This window comes from Citrobacter sp. C5_2 (assembly GCF_014596845.2).
GTDB classification, from domain to species: domain Bacteria; phylum Pseudomonadota; class Gammaproteobacteria; order Enterobacterales; family Enterobacteriaceae; genus Citrobacter; species Citrobacter werkmanii.
In genome coordinates, this window is sequence record NZ_CP115032.1 from 3,437,987 (window position 1) to 3,454,707 (window position 16,721).

14 protein-coding genes are annotated in these 16,721 nt (G+C 52.8%); 4 read left to right on the forward strand and 10 right to left on the reverse strand.

What is annotated here, in order from left to right; translation table 11 throughout:
• Nucleotides 1-31 precede the first annotated feature (31 nt).
• From glsA to cobO, 3 genes are all read left to right on the forward strand, one after another.
• A complete protein-coding gene (glsA, locus tag ICA20_RS16845) occupies nt 32-1,033 on the forward strand; it encodes a glutaminase A (protein WP_038638918.1) in 1,002 nt (333 codons plus the stop codon).
• Between the two features lie 62 nt (nt 1,034-1,095).
• Nucleotides 1,096-2,748, forward strand: coding sequence for a class I fumarate hydratase (locus tag ICA20_RS16850; protein ID WP_038638913.1), 1,653 nt, complete (start codon nt 1,096-1,098; stop codon nt 2,746-2,748).
• Between the two features lie 9 nt (nt 2,749-2,757).
• Nucleotides 2,758-3,360: a cob(I)yrinic acid a,c-diamide adenosyltransferase gene (gene cobO / locus ICA20_RS16855; protein ID WP_038638910.1), complete on the forward strand. Its 603-nt coding sequence runs from the start codon at nt 2,758-2,760 to the stop codon at nt 3,358-3,360.
• 82 nt (nt 3,361-3,442) lie between these two features.
• Here cobO and ICA20_RS16860 read toward each other — a convergent pair whose 3' ends face one another.
• On the reverse strand, nt 3,443-4,345 hold the full coding sequence (locus ICA20_RS16860; protein WP_038638907.1) for a LysR family transcriptional regulator: 903 nt from the start codon (nt 4,343-4,345) through the stop codon (nt 3,443-3,445).
• A gap of 405 nt (nt 4,346-4,750) precedes the next feature.
• On the opposite strand from ICA20_RS16860, the gene cobA reads away from it, so the two are divergent.
• Complete coding sequence (gene cobA, locus ICA20_RS16865) at nt 4,751-5,539, forward strand: uroporphyrinogen-III C-methyltransferase (RefSeq protein ID WP_038638904.1); 789 nt, start codon at nt 4,751-4,753, stop codon at nt 5,537-5,539.
• Here cobA and ICA20_RS16870 read toward each other — a convergent pair.
• From ICA20_RS16870 to sdhC, 9 genes are all read right to left on the reverse strand, one after another.
• Nucleotides 5,518-6,408, reverse strand: coding sequence for a PocR ligand-binding domain-containing protein (locus ICA20_RS16870; protein WP_038638901.1), 891 nt, complete (start codon nt 6,406-6,408; stop codon nt 5,518-5,520). The genes cobA and ICA20_RS16870 overlap by 22 nt on opposite strands.
• Nucleotides 6,409-6,634: 226 nt before the next feature.
• The gene (gene sucD, locus ICA20_RS16875) at nt 6,635-7,504 is read right to left on the reverse strand and encodes a succinate--CoA ligase subunit alpha (protein WP_003022929.1); all 870 of its coding nucleotides are present in this window, start codon (nt 7,502-7,504) and stop codon (nt 6,635-6,637) included.
• Nucleotides 7,504-8,670 (reverse strand): ADP-forming succinate--CoA ligase subunit beta, encoded by a 1,167-nt coding sequence (sucC, locus tag ICA20_RS16880; RefSeq protein ID WP_038638897.1) that lies wholly within the window; start codon nt 8,668-8,670, stop codon nt 7,504-7,506. The genes sucD and sucC overlap by 1 nt, the downstream gene beginning before the upstream one ends.
• Before the next feature lie 91 nt (nt 8,671-8,761).
• Nucleotides 8,762-9,985, reverse strand: a complete 1,224-nt coding sequence (odhB, locus tag ICA20_RS16885) for a 2-oxoglutarate dehydrogenase complex dihydrolipoyllysine-residue succinyltransferase (RefSeq protein WP_038638894.1) — start codon at nt 9,983-9,985, stop codon at nt 8,762-8,764.
• Nucleotides 9,986-9,999: 14 nt separating this feature from the next.
• On the reverse strand, nt 10,000-12,801 hold the full coding sequence (gene sucA, locus ICA20_RS16890; protein WP_038638891.1) for a 2-oxoglutarate dehydrogenase E1 component: 2,802 nt from the start codon (nt 12,799-12,801) through the stop codon (nt 10,000-10,002).
• Nucleotides 12,802-13,195: 394 nt separating this feature from the next.
• Entirely contained in the window at nt 13,196-13,912 is a 717-nt protein-coding gene (gene sdhB, locus ICA20_RS16895; RefSeq protein WP_038638888.1) for a succinate dehydrogenase iron-sulfur subunit SdhB, read from the reverse strand.
• A gap of 15 nt (nt 13,913-13,927) precedes the next feature.
• On the reverse strand, nt 13,928-15,694 hold the full coding sequence (gene sdhA / locus ICA20_RS16900; protein ID WP_038638885.1) for a succinate dehydrogenase flavoprotein subunit: 1,767 nt from the start codon (nt 15,692-15,694) through the stop codon (nt 13,928-13,930).
• Nucleotides 15,694-16,041 carry a succinate dehydrogenase membrane anchor subunit gene (sdhD, locus tag ICA20_RS16905; protein WP_079789067.1) on the reverse strand — a complete coding sequence of 116 codons (348 nt, stop codon included), beginning with the start codon at nt 16,039-16,041 and terminating at the stop codon, nt 15,694-15,696. The genes sdhA and sdhD overlap by 1 nt, the downstream gene beginning before the upstream one ends.
• Nucleotides 16,035-16,439 carry a succinate dehydrogenase cytochrome b556 subunit gene (gene sdhC / locus ICA20_RS16910; RefSeq protein ID WP_042309715.1) on the reverse strand — a complete coding sequence of 135 codons (405 nt, stop codon included), beginning with the start codon at nt 16,437-16,439 and terminating at the stop codon, nt 16,035-16,037. Before sdhC ends, sdhD begins: the two co-directional genes overlap by 7 nt.
• Between the last annotated feature and the right edge of the window lie 282 nt (nt 16,440-16,721).

The following is a 16,721-nucleotide window of genomic DNA, read 5'->3' on the forward strand; positions in this document are numbered from 1 at the left end:
AAGATGATGAACACACCAACAGGATTACACCATGAATAAAACCCTTATCGGCGTGAGTCTCTTTTCTTTCAGCCTCTTGTTTTGCGCCACCTCATTCGCGCAAACCGCGCCGGATTACGCAAAGATTATCGACCAGGCACATCAGAAATATAAAAGTAACAATGATGGCAAAGTCGCCGACTACATCCCTGCCCTGGCGACCTACAGCCCGAAAAATTTTGCCATCACCATTGCCACGGTGGACGGCAAGATCTATCAGGTGGGCGATGTTAACAAACCCTTCCCAATGGAATCCCTGAGTAAAGTCTTCACCCTGGCGCTCGCCATGGAACAACATGGTCCACAGGTCGTCCTGGAGAAACTTGGGGCCAATGCCACCGGCATGCCATTCAATTCTGGTTTGGCCGTAGAACTGACTAAAGGCGCACCGGAAAACCCGCTGGTAAACGCCGGGGCGATGAGCACCGTTAGCCTGATCGAAGCCAAAGATAAAACCGATCGCTGGAACAAAATCCTCGACAACCTGAACGTCTGGGCTGATGCCACACTCACCGTGAACGAGCCGGTTTTCAAATCCGAGATGGAAACCAACCAGCACAACCAGGCGCTGGCGAAGCTAATGGAATCCTATAACAGCTTCTATGGCAACACAGACGACGCTGTCGAAATTTATACCCGTCAGTGCTCAGTCGATATCACCGTTGAGCAACTGGCCAAAATGGGCGCGGTACTCGCGAACAAAGGCAAATCACCGTTCAACGGTAAGCAATTGCTGAATGAAAAATATGTCCCGCAGGTACTGGCTGAAATGGCCATTGCCGGCTTGTACGACGGTAGTGGTAAGTGGCTGTACACCGTAGGCATCCCGGCGAAAAGCGGCGTCGGCGGTGGGATGGTTGCCGTTGTGCCAGGCGAATATGCGATAGCCGTCTATTCCCCGCCGCTGGATGAAGCCGGTAACAGCGTTCGTGCCCAGAAAACGATCGAATATGTCGCCGAAGCGACCGAAGCGAATGTCTTTTTAGCAAAATAAAACTCTATGCCGGATAGCGCTTCGCTTATCCGGCAAACAACACGAAGAGGTGAGAAGTAAACATGTCTAAACCATTTGTCTGGCAGGAACTCTTTGTTCAGGGTAAAGATAGTACCGAATATGAATTACTGAGTAATCAGCACGTTACAGTTTCGGAGTTAGACGGAGAGGAAGTGATTAAGGTTGCGCCGGAAGCGTTAACCTTATTAGCACAGCAGGCATTTTATGAGGCTTCATTCTTCCTGCGCGCCGGACATTTGAAACAGATCGCCAGCATTCTGCACGATCCACAGGCCAGCGGTAACGATAAGTATGTTGCATTGCAACTGCTGCGCAACGCTGAAGTTTCGGCCAAAGGCGTGCTGCCTAACTGTCAGGATACCGGAACGGCAACGATTGTGGCCTGCAAAGGTCAGCATGTCTGGACCGGCGGCGATGACGCAGAAGCGTTAAGCAAAGGCGTGTATACCACCTTCACCGAAAACAACCTGCGTTATTCGCAAAATGCCCCGCTGGATATGTACACCGAGGTCAATACTCAGACTAACCTGCCGGCACAAATCGATATCAGCGCCACGCCTGGCAATGAATACCGCTTCCTGTTCGTCAACAAAGGCGGCGGCTCGGCCAATAAAGCGGCGCTGTTCCAGGAAACAAAATCCATTCTGCAACCGGAAAAGCTCACCGCCTTTCTGATCGAAAAAATGAAATCACTGGGCACAGCCGCCTGCCCGCCGTATCACATCGCTTTCGTCGTTGGAGGCTTGTCGGCCGACCAGGCGCTGAAAGTCGCCAAGCTGGCTTCAACCAAGTATTACGACAACCTGCCCACCAGCGGGAACGAACTGGGTCAGGCGTTCCGCGATACGGCCCTGGAAGCCGAGTTGCTCAATGCCAGCCGTGAGTTTGGTATCGGCGCGCAGTTTGGCGGCAAGTACTTTGCCCACGATATCCGCGTGATTCGCCTGCCGCGTCACGGTGGTTCCTGCCCTATCGCCATGGCCCTCTCCTGCTCAGCCGACCGCAACATTAAGGCTAAAATTAACAAACACGGTATCTGGCTGGAGAAACTGGAGCATAACCCGGGCAAATTCATTCCTGATTCCCAACGGATAGAAAATGGCGCCCAAACCGTACAGTTGGATCTCAACCGCCCGCTACGCGAGATTCTGCACGACCTGTCCGCTCTGCCTATCGGTACTCGTTTGTCGTTAAGTGGTCCAATTGTTGTCGCCCGTGATATTGCCCACGCTAACATCAAAGCACGCCTGGATAACGGCGAACCGATGCCGGAATACATGAAAAAGCATATCGTCTATTACGCAGGTCCCGCCAAAACGCCGGAGAATCAGGCCTGTGGTTCAATGGGTCCAACCACTGGCGGGCGCATGGATGGGTATGTCGATGCTTTCCAGGCACAAGGCGGTAGTCTCATTATGCTCACCAAAGGTAACCGCAGCCAACAGGTCACTGATGCCTGCCATAAACACGGTGGATTTAGCCTCGGTAGCATCGGTGGCGCCGCGGCCCTGCTTGCCCAACAGTACGTGAAAAGCCTGCACTGCCTGGAATATCCCGAACTGGGAATGGAAGCGGTCTGGATGATGGAAGTTAAAAATATGCCGGCCTTCGTGTTAGTCGACGACAAAGGTAATAACTTCTTTAGTCAGTTTGAGCAGCAACATCGCTGCGCAACCTGTCCGGCAGGACATTAAGGAGACGTAATGGAAGCGCGAGCCAATAATGACAGACACCGCCAACGTCAGCAGAAACTGAAAGAACAGGTTGATACCCGCGTGGCGGCGGCAACGGAGAAGAAAGGGATCCTGATTGTCTTCACCGGTAACGGTAAAGGGAAATCCACCGCAGCCTTTGGCACGGCAACGCGCGCGGTTGGTCACGGAAAAACCGTTGGCATCGCGCAGTTTATCAAAGGTCAGTGGGATAATGGCGAGTACAACACCCTGCAGCCGCTCGGCGTTGAATTCCATATTATGGGCACCGGATTTACCTGGGAAACCCAAAACCGGCAAGCGGATATCGACGCGGCAACGGTAGTCTGGCAAGAAAGTAAGCGCATGCTGGCTGATGCGCATTACGATCTGGTGGTGCTGGATGAACTGACTTACATGCTGGCTTACCACTACCTGGATACCCAGGAGGTTCTCAGCGCCATCGAAAATCGCCCTGTCGGTCAGAGTGTTATCGTCACCGGGCGCGGATGCCACGCACTGTTGCTGGAACTGGCCGATACGGTCAGCGAAATTCGCCCGGTCAAGCACGCGTTTGACAGCGGTATTCAGGCGCAGGTGGGAATCGACTGGTAGCCATTCTTTTGCCGGATAACGACGCCCTGGCGTCTTATCCGGCCTACCGTTCTTTGCAGGCCTGACAAGGCACACGGTACCATCAGGCAGGCGATACCACAGATTTATTCAACAGCCAGTCCCGGAAGATCTGTAAATGCACAGATTCCGCTTTCTCTTCACGCCACGTCATGATGAAACGGTTCCCGGTTCGCATCGGGACATCGCAAGGAATGACCATATCACCACTGTCCAGATCGTGCTGAATGGCAAAACGAGGAAGCAATGCCACGCCCAGATTAGAGCGAACCGCCGCAATCAGCATCGACAGCAGATCAAATCTTGGACCTTTATTGACCAACGGGCTGCTGACGTCTGACAGCGCAAACCATTCCTGCCAGCCTTTGATACGCGTGCTTTGGTGTAAAAGCGGAAATTCGTTCAGCAACTCCTCGACCGCCAGTTTCCGCTCCGGCTCAGCCAGCAAGCAGCGGCTGCAGACCGGCAGGATTTCCTCTTCAAACAGGTACTCAACGCCCGACCATGGCGAGTAGAAATCTTCACGCATGATTGCCGCGTCATACTCCCGATTGAGAAAATCACCAATATTCGCCAGCGAATGGATATTCACGATAATATCAGGATTGAGTTTGTTGAACTCGCGCAGATTCGGGATCAGCCAATGCGTGCTGAAGGTCGGATTCACTGCCAGCTCAATAACCTGCACCGTCGGCTGCCAGGTCATTATCGTCGTCGTATCTCGCTCAAGTTTATTTAACGTTTCTTTAACGATACTTAAATAATGTTTGCCCGCCGCATTTAAAAAAATGCGTTTCTTGGCATGATTAAATAGCGAGGTATTCAGAAAATCCTCCAGTGCATTCACCTGACGGAAAACAGCACTTTGTGTTAAAGCCAGCTCTTCAGCAGCTCGGGTATAACTTTCGTGACGCGCAACAACTTCAAAAGTTACCAGCAACTCCGTCTTCGGTATTTTTCCTCTCATAACCTCTTCCATATGCAGCGTACAAAAATAGTTTAATTTATAAAAAATAATTCAAGACACCCAGATAAGCATCGAGAGTTATATTTTATTTCATCCATTGATGTCATTGATCCAATCCATGATTTACTCATACAGATGGCGGATAAATATTAACCAATAATACTCAAGCACAACAATAAACACAATTTAAATAAGGTTAAACCTATGCAAATAGTGCCAATAAGTTCTTAATAATTTTTCAAGTTAACTTGTTTATTGCAGAAAAAACTTTGCGAGATTAATCAATATTATCCATGCGATAATTTTAGATAATTTCACGTTATAACTTACGGGCAAACGACTGCTTTTAATCATTCCTTGATGTAGTTTCTGCCTTTTTTTGTTAGACGTGATAAAGGACACAATGTGAAAACTTTCGGAAAGGTCTGGCTCGTTGGAGCAGGTCCCGGTGATATTTCATTGCTCACCCTCAAAGCGATGATGTGCATTAAACAGGCTGATGTCATTATTTACGATCGGCTGGTCAACCCCAAAATTTTGGAATGGGCATTACCTGATTGCCTGCTTATCAATGTCGGCAAAAATCCCGGCTTTCATTGTGTTCCCCAGGATGAAATTAACGCATTACTGGTCCAGTATGCCCAAACACATAACAACATCGTACGCCTGAAAGGGGGCGATCCTTATGTGTTTGGTCGTGGGGCCGAAGAAGTTGAAGATCTTGTTGAAGCGGGTATCCCATTTGAAATTGTGCCGGGTATCAGTTCTACCATCGGCGGCCTGGCCTATGCCGGGATCCCGGTGACGCATCGCGATTTCGCCTCCGGTTTTCACGTGGTGACAGGCCATACGCGGGAAGGCAACCAGCAGCAGGACTGGCGTCAACTGGCGAAGCTAAATGGTACGCTGGTTATCGTCATGGGAATCGCCAATCTGGCGTTTATTTGCGAAGAACTGTTGATGGGCGGTAAATCAGCAGATACACCCGCAGCGCTAATTATGTCCGCCACCCGAGAGAATCAACGCCGACTAACCTGTACGCTCGGTTCATTACTGAGCAAAGCGCAGGAGGCTAACATTGCTCCGCCTGTGCTGATTGTTATTGGCGAGGTGGTGACCCTGAGCGATCGACTCTCTTTTATACCGGAAGCCATCACCATGGCAGAAGATCTTTACTGCGAAAGTCTGGCATGACGAAAAGACTGGGGCGACGTTTGATGCGCCGCCCTGAAAACGCGGCAAAAGTAGCTGGTTTGCGCGTATTGAAGTTTCCGGGCAATACTGTCTATTGAGTGCACGGGATCGTGCAACAACTCCCCCGCTTTTTGCATTTTTTTCTGATTCACCCAGGTTTTAAAATTAACGCCCTGCCGCTTCTTAAAAAATCGGCTGAAATAGTTCGCGCTTAAGCACACATGCGCCGCTACGGATTCCAGGGATAATTCACCATACAAATTTTCATCAATATAACGCAGCGCCGCCAGAAGTTTTTTCTCATGACGAGAAGGTTCAGTGAAATAATGACGAACGTAACGGATCGGTGGGGCGAATATCTGATCGGATTGTCGCTCTTGCTCATAGTTATCAACAATAAAACTTAACAAATTAGCCGATGCCACCAGCGTATTATTATCCACTACCGCAACCTGACCCCATTCAGCTTTTATTTTGGGGTCATCCATCCATGAAAATTTATTATTAATTACGATAGTTTTATATTCCTGATACTTTGACCGGACCTGCCCGCAAACAATAAAACCATAAAGATGCCCTTCATTAATTATTGGCATCGAGAACAAACTTAACCCTGCATGACAGGTGAGTATTCTGGGTTTAAGCTGTTTTAGCCCCTCAAAAGCGCACTGCTTATCGCATTTTTCGCAACCTACACGATACCGCTCATCCGCCCGCATTAATGTGCAGAACGAATTAAAATTATGACAATCCGACAGTGCCTTGCCGTGAATATCAATCACGACCGCGGCTAACCCGGTCGCGCGAGAGAATACTTCGGCTATTGAGAAAAAAACGTGTAAATAGTCATTCTGGATTTTCAGCGGCACGCTCTCCTCCGGCACTCATGATATTAAAGCCGGTAATATGCAGAATTTAATCAAGAGAAAGAATGATGCTGACCGCAAAAAATAATCTCATTTATGAATATGATTATGATCGAATCGCAAGAGAATAGACGGCAGAAAACAAAAAAGGCCATCATCAGATGGCCAACCATGTCGAAACGGGACCAGCCCTTGACCATGCAGATAGTCAGGGCTGTTTTTTTACTTCTTACTTAATAACGGTTTTCAGCGCTTCGCCGATATCGGCCAGGCTGCGAACGGTTTTCACGCCAGCAGCTTCCAGAGCCGCGAATTTCTCGTCAGCGGTACCTTTACCACCGGCGATGATCGCACCGGCGTGGCCCATACGTTTTCCTTTCGGCGCGGTGACGCCCGCGATGTAGCCGACAACCGGCTTGGTGACGTGATCTTTAATGTACGCCGCCGCTTCTTCTTCCGCGCTACCGCCGATCTCGCCGATCATCACGATCGCTTCAGTCTGCGGATCTTCCTGGAACAGCTTCAGAATGTCGATGAAGTTAGAGCCCGGAATCGGGTCACCGCCGATACCGACACAGGTGGACTGGCCGAAACCGTAATCGGTGGTCTGCTTAACAGCTTCATAGGTCAGCGTACCGGAACGGGAAACGATACCCACTTTACCCGGCTTGTGAATGTGCCCCGGCATGATGCCGATTTTGCATTCGCCCGGGGTGATCACGCCTGGGCAGTTCGGGCCGATCATGCGCACGCCCGCTTCGTCCAGCTTCACCTTCACGGTCAGCATATCCAGCGTCGGGATACCTTCGGTGATGGTGATAATCAGTTTGATGCCTGCATCAATTGCTTCCAGGATGGAGTCTTTGCAGAACGGCGCCGGAACGTAGATCACAGTGGCCGTTGCGCCGGTCGCTTCTACCGCTTCACGCACGGTGTTAAACACCGGCAGACCCAGGTGAGTGGTGCCGCCTTTGCCTGGCGTTACGCCGCCAACCATCTGCGTACCGTAAGCAATCGCCTGTTCGGAGTGGAATGTCCCCTGGCTACCGGTGAAGCCTTGGCAGATAACCTTGGTATCTTTATTAATTAAAACTGACATTATTTCCCCTCCACTGCGGCAACAACCTGCTGAGCTGCATCCGTCAGACTTTTCGCTGCAATAATATTCAGGCCGCTATCAGCCAGTTTTTTCGCGCCGAGTTCGGCGTTGTTGCCTTCCAGACGAACGACAACCGGAACGTTAACGCCCACTTCCGCTACCGCGCCGATGATACCGTCAGCGATCAGGTCGCAACGTACGATACCGCCGAAGATATTAACCAGTACGGCTTTTACATTGTCATCGGAGAGGATGATTTTGAACGCTTCGGTCACGCGCTCTTTGGTCGCGCCGCCGCCCACGTCGAGGAAGTTAGCCGGTTCGCCGCCGTGCAGTTTAACGATATCCATGGTGCCCATTGCCAGGCCCGCGCCGTTAACCATACAGCCGATGTTGCCGTCCAGCGCAACGTAGTTCAGTTCCCACTGTGCCGCCTGCGCTTCACGCGGATCTTCCTGAGACTGGTCGCGCATTTCACGCAGGTCAGCCTGGCGGAACAGCGCGTTGCCGTCAGCGCCCAGTTTGCCGTCGAGGCAGATCAGGTCGCCCTGTTTGGTCACTACCAGCGGGTTGATTTCGATCAGCGCCAGGTCACGCTCCAGGAAGATAGTCGCCAGGCCCATGAAGATCTTGGTGAACTGCTGAACCTGTTTACCTTCCAGACCCAGTTTGAACGCCAGCTCGCGTCCCTGGTAAGGCATCGGGCCTGCCAGTGGATCCAGCGCCACTTTGTGGATCAGGTGTGGGGTTTCTTCCGCCACTTTTTCAATTTCCACGCCGCCTTCGGTAGAGGCCATAAAGACCACGCGACGGGAGCTACGGTCAACCACTGCGCCGAGGTAAAGTTCTTTACCGATATCGGTCGCCGCTTCAACCAGGATCTGATTTACCGGTTGGCCATTCGCGTCTGTCTGGTAAGTCACCAGACGTTTCCCCAGCCAGTGCTCAGCAAAAGCGCGAATGTCTTCTTTGCTGTTAACAACCTTCACACCGCCCGCTTTACCACGGCCACCAGCGTGAACCTGACATTTCACTACCCACGGGCCTGCGCCGATTTTAGATGCGGCTTCTTCAGCTTCACGCGGAGTATTACAGGCATAACCCACCGGTGCCGGTAAGCCATAGCGGGCAAAAAGTTGTTTTGCCTGATATTCATGTAAGTTCATGTGTTCTGTCCATCCTTCAGGTAATCGTTATCTTTTACCCGTAGGCCTGATAAGGCGTCCAGACCTACGGGGCAGGTGATACTCTTTTTCGTTACACGTCCAGCAGCAGACGCGTTGGATCTTCCAGCAACTCTTTAATGGTTACCAGGAAGCCTACTGACTCACGACCATCGATCAGACGGTGATCGTAAGACAGCGCCAGATACATCATCGGCAGGATTTCAACCTTGCCGTCTACCGCCATCGGACGATCTTTGATGGCATGCATACCCAGGATGGCGCTCTGCGGTGGGTTGATAATCGGCGTAGACATCAGGGAACCGAACACACCGCCATTAGTGATGGTGAAGTTACCGCCCGTCAGATCTTCAACCGTCAACTTGCCGTCGCGACCTTTTACTGCCAGCTCTTTAATGTTCTTCTCAATGTCAGCCATACCCAGCAGATCCACATCACGCAGGACCGGCGTTACCAGGCCGCGCGGCGTGGAGACCGCCATGCTGACATCAAAGTAGTTGTGGTACACCACGTCATCGCCATCGATAGAGGCGTTGACTTCCGGATAGCGTTTCAGCGCTTCAACCACCGCTTTCACGTAGAAAGACATAAAGCCCAGACGGATACCGTGGCGTTTCTCGAACGCGTCGCCGTACTGCTTACGCAGGTCCATAATCGGCTTCATGTTGACTTCGTTGAACGTCGTCAGCATGGCGGTGGAGTTTTTCGCTTCCAGCAGACGTTCGGCGACGCGTTTGCGCAGACGAGTCATCGGAACACGTTTTTCGCCACGCGCACCCAGTTGAGGCTGAGGCGCAGGCGCGGCGGCTGGTGCTTTGGCTTCGGCTGTTGCTGCCGGCGCTTTGGCCAGATGCTTTTCCACATCTTCGCGGGTGATGCGGCCACCGACGCCAGTGCCTTTGATGGCGCTGGCTTCGAGGTTATGTTCACCGAGCAGGCGACGGATCGCCGGGCTCAGGGCATCGTTGTTCTGCTCAGTAAGCGACGCCTGCTGGCGCTGTGCCGGAGTCGAATCTTTCTCTTCAGACTTGGCGCTGGTCTCTTTACCCGCGCTGTTGCCTTCACGCAGGCGACCGAGGATCTGGCGAGAGGTGACGGTTGTCCCTTCATCTTCCAGAACCGCATCAAGGATACCGTCCGCTGATGCCGGTACTTCCAGTACCACTTTGTCAGTTTCGATTTCTACCAGTACTTCATCACGACGTACTGCATCGCCCGGTTTTTTGTGCCAGGTTGCAACCGTTGCATCCGCTACGGATTCAGGCAGGTCGGGAACAAGAATATCTACGCTACTCATTATTTATCCTTTATTTAATCGACGTTCAGCGCGTCATTAACCAGATCTTGTTGCTGTTTCTGGTGAACGGACATATACCCTACTGCCGGAGAGGCAGAGGCCGGGCGACCTGCATAACGCAGAGCGGACCCAAATGGAATCACTTCACGGAAATGATGCTGACTGCAATACCATGCGCCCTGGTTGAGCGGCTCTTCCTGGCACCAGACAAAATCATGTACGTGAGCGAACGGTTTCAGCGCTTCCTGTACCGCTTTATGCGGGAACGGATAGAGCTGTTCGATGCGCACAATGGCAACATCTTTTTGATCATTCTTGCGGCGTTGCTCCAGCAGGTCGTAATAAACCTTACCAGAACACATCACGACACGCTTCACGCCTTTCGGATCAAGCTCATCGACTTCGCCAATGGCCGGCAGGAAGGTGCCATTTGCCAGTTCATCCAGCGTTGAGACCGCCAGCGGATGGCGCAGCAGCGACTTCGGCGACATCACCACCAGTGGACGGCGCATACCGCGCAGCGCCTGACGACGCAGCATGTGGTACACCTGTGCCGGGGTAGACGGGACGCAAACCTGCATGTTTTGCTCAGCGCAAAGTTGCAGATAACGTTCCAGACGCGCGGAGGAGTGCTCCGGACCCTGACCTTCGTAGCCGTGTGGCAGCAGCATAACCAGACCGCACATACGACCCCATTTCTGTTCGCCGGAAGAGATGAACTGGTCGATAACGACCTGAGCACCGTTGGCGAAGTCACCGAACTGCGCTTCCCAGATGGTCAGCGTGCGCGGTTCCGCCGTGGCATAGCCGTATTCAAACGCCAGCACTGCTTCTTCAGACAGTACGGAGTCCCATACGCGGAACGTGCCCTGGCCGTTATGCACATGCTGCAGCGGCGTGTAGGTTGAACCGTTCGCCTGGTTATGAATTACCGCGTGACGGTGGAAGAAGGTTCCGCGACCGGAGTCTTCACCCGACAGACGAACCGGAATGCCTTCGTCAACCAGCGTGGCGTAAGCCAGATTCTCTGCGCCACCCCAGTCGAACAGCTTCTCGCCTGCGGCCATGGCCTGACGATCGCCGTAAATTTTGGCAACGCGCGACTGCATTTCAACCGCTTCAGGGACAGTGCTGATGCGTTTAGCCAGCTCCTGCAGACGCTTCATCTCAACTTTGTTCGGGTAGCTTTCGTCCCATTCGTGGTTGAGATATGGCGACCAGGTGAAGGAGTGCATGTTCATTGGACGCCACTCTTTCACTACACACTCGCCAGCATCCAGCGCATCGCGATACAGGTTGACCATTTCGGTCGCATCTTCCAGCGTGGCGACTTTGTCCGCTTCCAGCTTGTCGGCGTAGATTTTGCGCGGCGTCGGATGCTTTTTGATTTTCTGATACATCAGCGGCTGGGTTGCGCTCGGCTCGTCGGCTTCGTTGTGGCCGTGACGGCGGTAGCACACCAGATCGATGAAGACATCGCGTTTGAAGGTATTACGGAAGTCCAGCGCCAGACGCGTGACGAAAGCGACCGCTTCCGGGTCATCCGCGTTGACGTGGAAAATCGGCGCCTGAACCATCTTACCGATGTCGGTGCAGTATGGGGTAGAACGCGCATCCAACGGGTTAGAGGTGGTGAAGCCCACCTGGTTGTTGATAACGATGCGAACGGTACCGCCCACTTCGTAACCACGCGCTTTCGACATGTTCAGGGTTTCCTGAACCACGCCCTGCCCGGTGACTGCCGCATCGCCGTGAATGGTGATAGGCAGGACTTTATTGCTGCTCGGCTCATCCAGACGATCCAGACGCGCACGGACGGAACCGATTACCACCGGGCTAACAATTTCCAGGTGCGACGGGTTAAACGCCAGCGCCAGGTGTACCAGACCGCCTTCGGTTTCGATATCCGATGAGAAGCCCATGTGGTACTTCACGTCGCCAGTGCCGAGGTGTTCTTTATGTTTGCCCGCGAATTCGTCGAACAGGTCCTGCGGCTTTTTACCCAGCACGTTGACCAGTACGTTCAGACGACCACGGTGCGCCATGCCCAGCACCACTTCACGCGTACCGCTGTTGCCCGCGTGGCGGATCATCTCTTTGAGCATCGGGATTAAGGCATCACCGCCTTCCAGCGAGAAGCGTTTCGCGCCCGGGAACTTCGCGCCCAGGTAGCGTTCCAGGCCTTCCGCAGCGGTCAGTTCGCTGAGGAAGCGTTTTTTCTCTTCGCTACTGAACGCGGCACGGCCAGACTCGATGCGCTGCTGAAGCCAGCGTTTTTCTTCGGTACTGGTGATGTGCATATACTCGGCGCCAATCGGACCGCAGTAGGTTTGTTTCAGCGCAACAACCAGGTCGCTCAGCTTCATGGTGTCTTTGCCGCCGGCAAAAGAACCTACGTTAAAGCTTTCCTGGAAATCCGCATCGGTCAGATCGTGGAAAGACGGATCCAGATCGGCCACTTTCTCTTGTTGCCACAGTCCCAGCGGATCGAGATTCGCATGTTGATGACCGCGGAAACGGTAGGCGTTAATGAGCTGCAGGACTTTAACCTGCTTCACATTGGCATCAGGGTCGGAAATAGAAGAAGAGTAACGTGGGGTAATCAACGCCTGCCGACGGAAATAATCACGTGTTTTTGAGTGGAGTTGATCCGGTTTGACTCCGGTGCCAGGTAACTGCTGGAACGTCGAACGCCAGTTAGCATCTACCGAGTCAGGGTCGGTTAAGAAGTCTTCATAGAGCTGTTCTATCCAGCTCTGGTTCGAGCCAGAGAGGTAAGAAGAGTCCAACCAGGCTTTCAAAGCGCTGTTCTGCATCGTGATCCCTTAAGCATCTTTTCTGCTTATTTAATACTCTAAATAGGTCACGTTTCAGGAAGGCGGCAAGCTTGCGAATCCCTGGGCGCTTACATCCAGTAAGTGACCGGGGTGAGCAAGTGCAGCCAACGCACATGCAACGTGAACTATGACGAGTATTTCGCCGTGGATACTACCACGCACACCGATGTGCGTGCCGGGGTTCACTTGTTGCGGACTGTCGTGTCATCTGCGTCCGCTAAGGAACCTTTAAAAACTGTCTAATAATATGGCAGTTTTTAGAGGTTTCCTGCACTTCTATTGCCCGATGGCGCGTAGCTTTCAGGCCTACAAGGTACGTAACCCGTAGGCCGGATAAGACGGTACGTCGCCATCCGGCAACCACTACAACAACTTACGCACTACGCTTGAGCAGCATCGACTTAATATGGCCGATAGCACGCGTCGGGTTCAGCCCCTTAGGACATACGCTGACGCAGTTCATGATGCTGTGACAGCGGAATACGCTGAAAGCATCACTTAAACCTTCCAGGCGGCTGTCGGTCTCGGTATCGCGGCTGTCAATCAGGAAGCGATACGCGGCCAGCAGACCTGCCGGACCGATGAATTTGTCCGGATTCCACCAGAATGATGGGCAGGACGTTGAGCAGCATGCACACAAAATACATTCATACAGCCCATCGAGCTTCTCACGCTGCTCTGGCATTTGTAAATGCTCACGAGCCGGTGGATTTTTCCCATTATTCAACAAGTAAGGCTTAATCTTCTCATACTGTGCGTAGAATTGTCCCATGTCTACCACCAAATCGCGCACAACCGGTAAACCCGGCAGCGGGCGAATGACAATTTTCTTGCCCGGCTGATTCAGCGCAGAAACAGGTGTGATACAGGCCAGTCCATTTTTGCCGTTCATGTTCAGACCGTCGGAGCCGCAGACCCCTTCACGGCAGGAGCGACGAAACGATAGCGACGGATCTTTTTCTTTCAGCTGCATCAATGCATCCAGCAGCATCATGTCGCGCCCTTCTTCCGCTTCCAGGGTGTAATCCTGCATGCGCGGAGCATCGTCAACGTCCGGGTTATAGCGATAAACTGAAAACTCGAGTTTCATTGTCCTGTCTCCGCATTAATAAGTACGAATCTTCGGCGGGAATGCCGGGCGCAGCTTCGGTTCCATATTGACTTGACGTCGCGTCATGGTTTCCGACTCTGGCAGATACAGGGAATGGCACAGCCAGTTTTCATCATCACGTTCCGGGAAGTCGAAGCGGCTATGCGCGCCACGGCTTTCGGTACGGAAGTTTGCAGAGACTGCGGTGGCGTAAGCGGTTTCCATCAGGTTATCCAGCTCCAGACACTCAACGCGCTGGGTGTTAAATTCACTGGAGGTATCATCCAGACGGGCGTTTTTCAGACGCTCGCGAATCGCTTTCAGCTCTTCCAGTCCTTTCGCCATCGCATCGCCTTCGCGGAATACCGAGAAGTTATGCTGCATACATTCCTGCAGCGCTTTGCGAATGGCCACCGGATCTTCGCCGTTACGGTTGCCGTTCCAGCGATTCAGACGGGCCAGAGAAGCATCGATCTCGTCTTCCGTCGCATCCAGCAGGTCGCCCTGTTCCGCGATAGATTCCTGCAGATGCAGACCCACCGCACGACCAAAGACCACCAGATCCAGCAGCGAGTTGCCGCCCAGACGATTGGCGCCGTGAACCGATACGCAGGCGATTTCGCCTACCGCAAACAGCCCCGGAATCACCACATCTTCGCCCTGCTCGTTTACGGTCAGCGCCTGGCCGGTTACTTTGGTCGGGATACCGCCCATCATGTAGTGGCAGGTAGGAATTACCGGAATCGGCTCTTTCACCGGGTCAACATGGGCAAAGGTACGAGACAGTTCGAGGATACCCGGCAGACGAGATTCCAGCACTTCTTTACCCAGATGATCGAGTTTCAGCTTGGCGTGCGGCCCCCATGGGCCGTCGCAGCCGCGGCCTTCACGGATTTCGATCATGATGGAACGCGCCACCACGTCACGACCCGCCAGATCTTTCGCATTCGGGGCATAACGCTCCATGAAGCGCTCGCCGTGTTTGTTCAGCAGATAGCCGCCTTCACCGCGGCAGCCTTCTGTGACCAGCACGCCCGCGCCGGCGATACCGGTGGGGTGGAACTGCCACATCTCCATATCCTGCACCGGCACGCCAGCGCGGATAGCCATACCGACGCCGTCACCGGTATTGATGTGGGCGTTAGTAGTGGATTGATAAATACGGCCTGCGCCGCCGGTGGCCAGTACGGTTGCGCGGGCTTTAAAGTAAACCACTTCACCGGTTTCGATACACAGTGCGGTACAACCGACAATCGCGCCGTCAGCGTTCTTTACCAGGTCCAACGCATACCACTCAGAAAAGATGGTGGTGTGGTTTTTCAGGTTCTGCTGATACAGGGTATGCAGCAGCGCGTGGCCGGTACGGTCTGCCGCTGCGGCGGTACGAGCCGCCTGCTCGCCGCCGAAGTTTTTCGACTGACCGCCAAACGGACGTTGATAAATGGTGCCATTATCGAGACGAGAGAACGGCAGGCCCATATGGTCCAGCTCCAGAATCGCTTCCGGGCCGGTTTTACACATATATTCAATTGCGTCCTGATCGCCAATGTAGTCCGACCCTTTGACGGTGTCGTACATGTGCCATTCCCAGTTATCTTCATGGGTATTACCGAGCGCCACGGTGATGCCACCCTGCGCGGATACGGTATGGGAACGGGTTGGAAATACTTTGGAGAGCAGCGCACAGGTCTGTCCGCTCTGGGAAATTTGCAGCGCCGCGCGCATACCTGCGCCACCGGCACCAATCACAACAGCATCAAATTCTCTGACTGGCAGTTTCATTACACACCCCACACCACAACAAATCCATAAATGACGTAAACCACCAGCGCAACGACGATAACCAGTTGCAGAATCAGGCGTACAGCCAGCGGTTTAACGTAGTCGGTCAACACCTGCCACATGCCAATCCAGGCATGAATCAAGATGGAAAAAAGCGCCAGCAGGGTGAAAACTTTGGTGAATGCCGATGAGAAGAAACCGGTCCAGACTTCAAAGGTCAACTCGCCGCTGGTGGCGAAGAAGCCGACCATATAGATGATGTATAACGTCAGAACGATAGCGGTAGCACGGACCAGAATGAAGTCATGTACGCCGTTGCGTCCTAATGCGGAGGCGTTGCTTACCATACGAGGACTCCTGCGAGAAGTGAAAGCACGACAATGATAACGAAACAAATTTTGGCGGAGCGTGTCCCTGCTTCGAGGGTTTCTTCGATATAGCCAAAATCCATCAACAGATGGCGAATGCCCATTACGGCGTGATAGGCCAGCGCAATCAGGATCCCCCACATGATTAACTCCACAAAGAAGTTATTCATAATGGATGACGCCGTGAGGAAACCTTCAGGGGAGGAAAGGCTGGTACCCAATAACCACAACAGAATCCCGACCGCCACGAAGGTGATCACTCCGGAAACGCGATGGAGAATGGACGCTATCGCCGTGATTGGGAACCGGATCGTTTGCAGATCCAGATTGACAGGTCTTTGTTTTTTCACATTTCTTATCATGAATAACGCCCACATGCTGTTCTTATTATTCCCTTTGGACTTCGGGCACAGAAGATAAGACTTCTGTAGTATGAAAGACGCCGGGATTTCCTTCCTCCGGTCTGCTTGCGGGTCAGACAGCGTCCTTACTATAACTACGCGTCATATAAAACACTGCTTCCAGTTGCTAAAACGACACGTTACAACGCTGGTTGGCTCGGGATTGCAGGGTATTCCGGAGACCTGGCGGCAGTATAGGACGTTCACAAAATCATTACAATTAACCTACATATAGTTTGTCGGGTTTTATCCCGAACA

What these genes read in the sequence shown, in the direction of transcription:
- sdhA (WP_038638885.1), bottom strand. Translation starts at nt 15,694, where the DNA reads ATGAAACTGCCAGTCAGAGAATTTGATGCTGTTGTGATTGGTGCCGGT.
- sucA (WP_038638891.1), bottom strand. Translation starts at nt 12,801, where the DNA reads ATGCAGAACAGCGCTTTGAAAGCCTGGTTGGACTCTTCTTACCTCTCT.
- sdhC (WP_042309715.1), bottom strand. Translation starts at nt 16,439, where the DNA reads ATGTGGGCGTTATTCATGATAAGAAATGTGAAAAAACAAAGACCTGTC.
- ICA20_RS16850 (WP_038638913.1), top strand. Translation starts at nt 1,096, where the DNA reads ATGTCTAAACCATTTGTCTGGCAGGAACTCTTTGTTCAGGGTAAAGAT.
- sdhD (WP_079789067.1), bottom strand. Translation starts at nt 16,041, where the DNA reads ATGGTAAGCAACGCCTCCGCATTAGGACGCAACGGCGTACATGACTTC.
- sucC (WP_038638897.1), bottom strand. Translation starts at nt 8,670, where the DNA reads ATGAACTTACATGAATATCAGGCAAAACAACTTTTTGCCCGCTATGGC.
- odhB (WP_038638894.1), bottom strand. Translation starts at nt 9,985, where the DNA reads ATGAGTAGCGTAGATATTCTTGTTCCCGACCTGCCTGAATCCGTAGCG.
- glsA (WP_038638918.1), top strand. Translation starts at nt 32, where the DNA reads ATGAATAAAACCCTTATCGGCGTGAGTCTCTTTTCTTTCAGCCTCTTG.
- sdhB (WP_038638888.1), bottom strand. Translation starts at nt 13,912, where the DNA reads ATGAAACTCGAGTTTTCAGTTTATCGCTATAACCCGGACGTTGACGAT.
- sucD (WP_003022929.1), bottom strand. Translation starts at nt 7,504, where the DNA reads ATGTCAGTTTTAATTAATAAAGATACCAAGGTTATCTGCCAAGGCTTC.
- ICA20_RS16860 (WP_038638907.1), bottom strand. Translation starts at nt 4,345, where the DNA reads ATGAGAGGAAAAATACCGAAGACGGAGTTGCTGGTAACTTTTGAAGTT.
- cobO (WP_038638910.1), top strand. Translation starts at nt 2,758, where the DNA reads ATGGAAGCGCGAGCCAATAATGACAGACACCGCCAACGTCAGCAGAAA.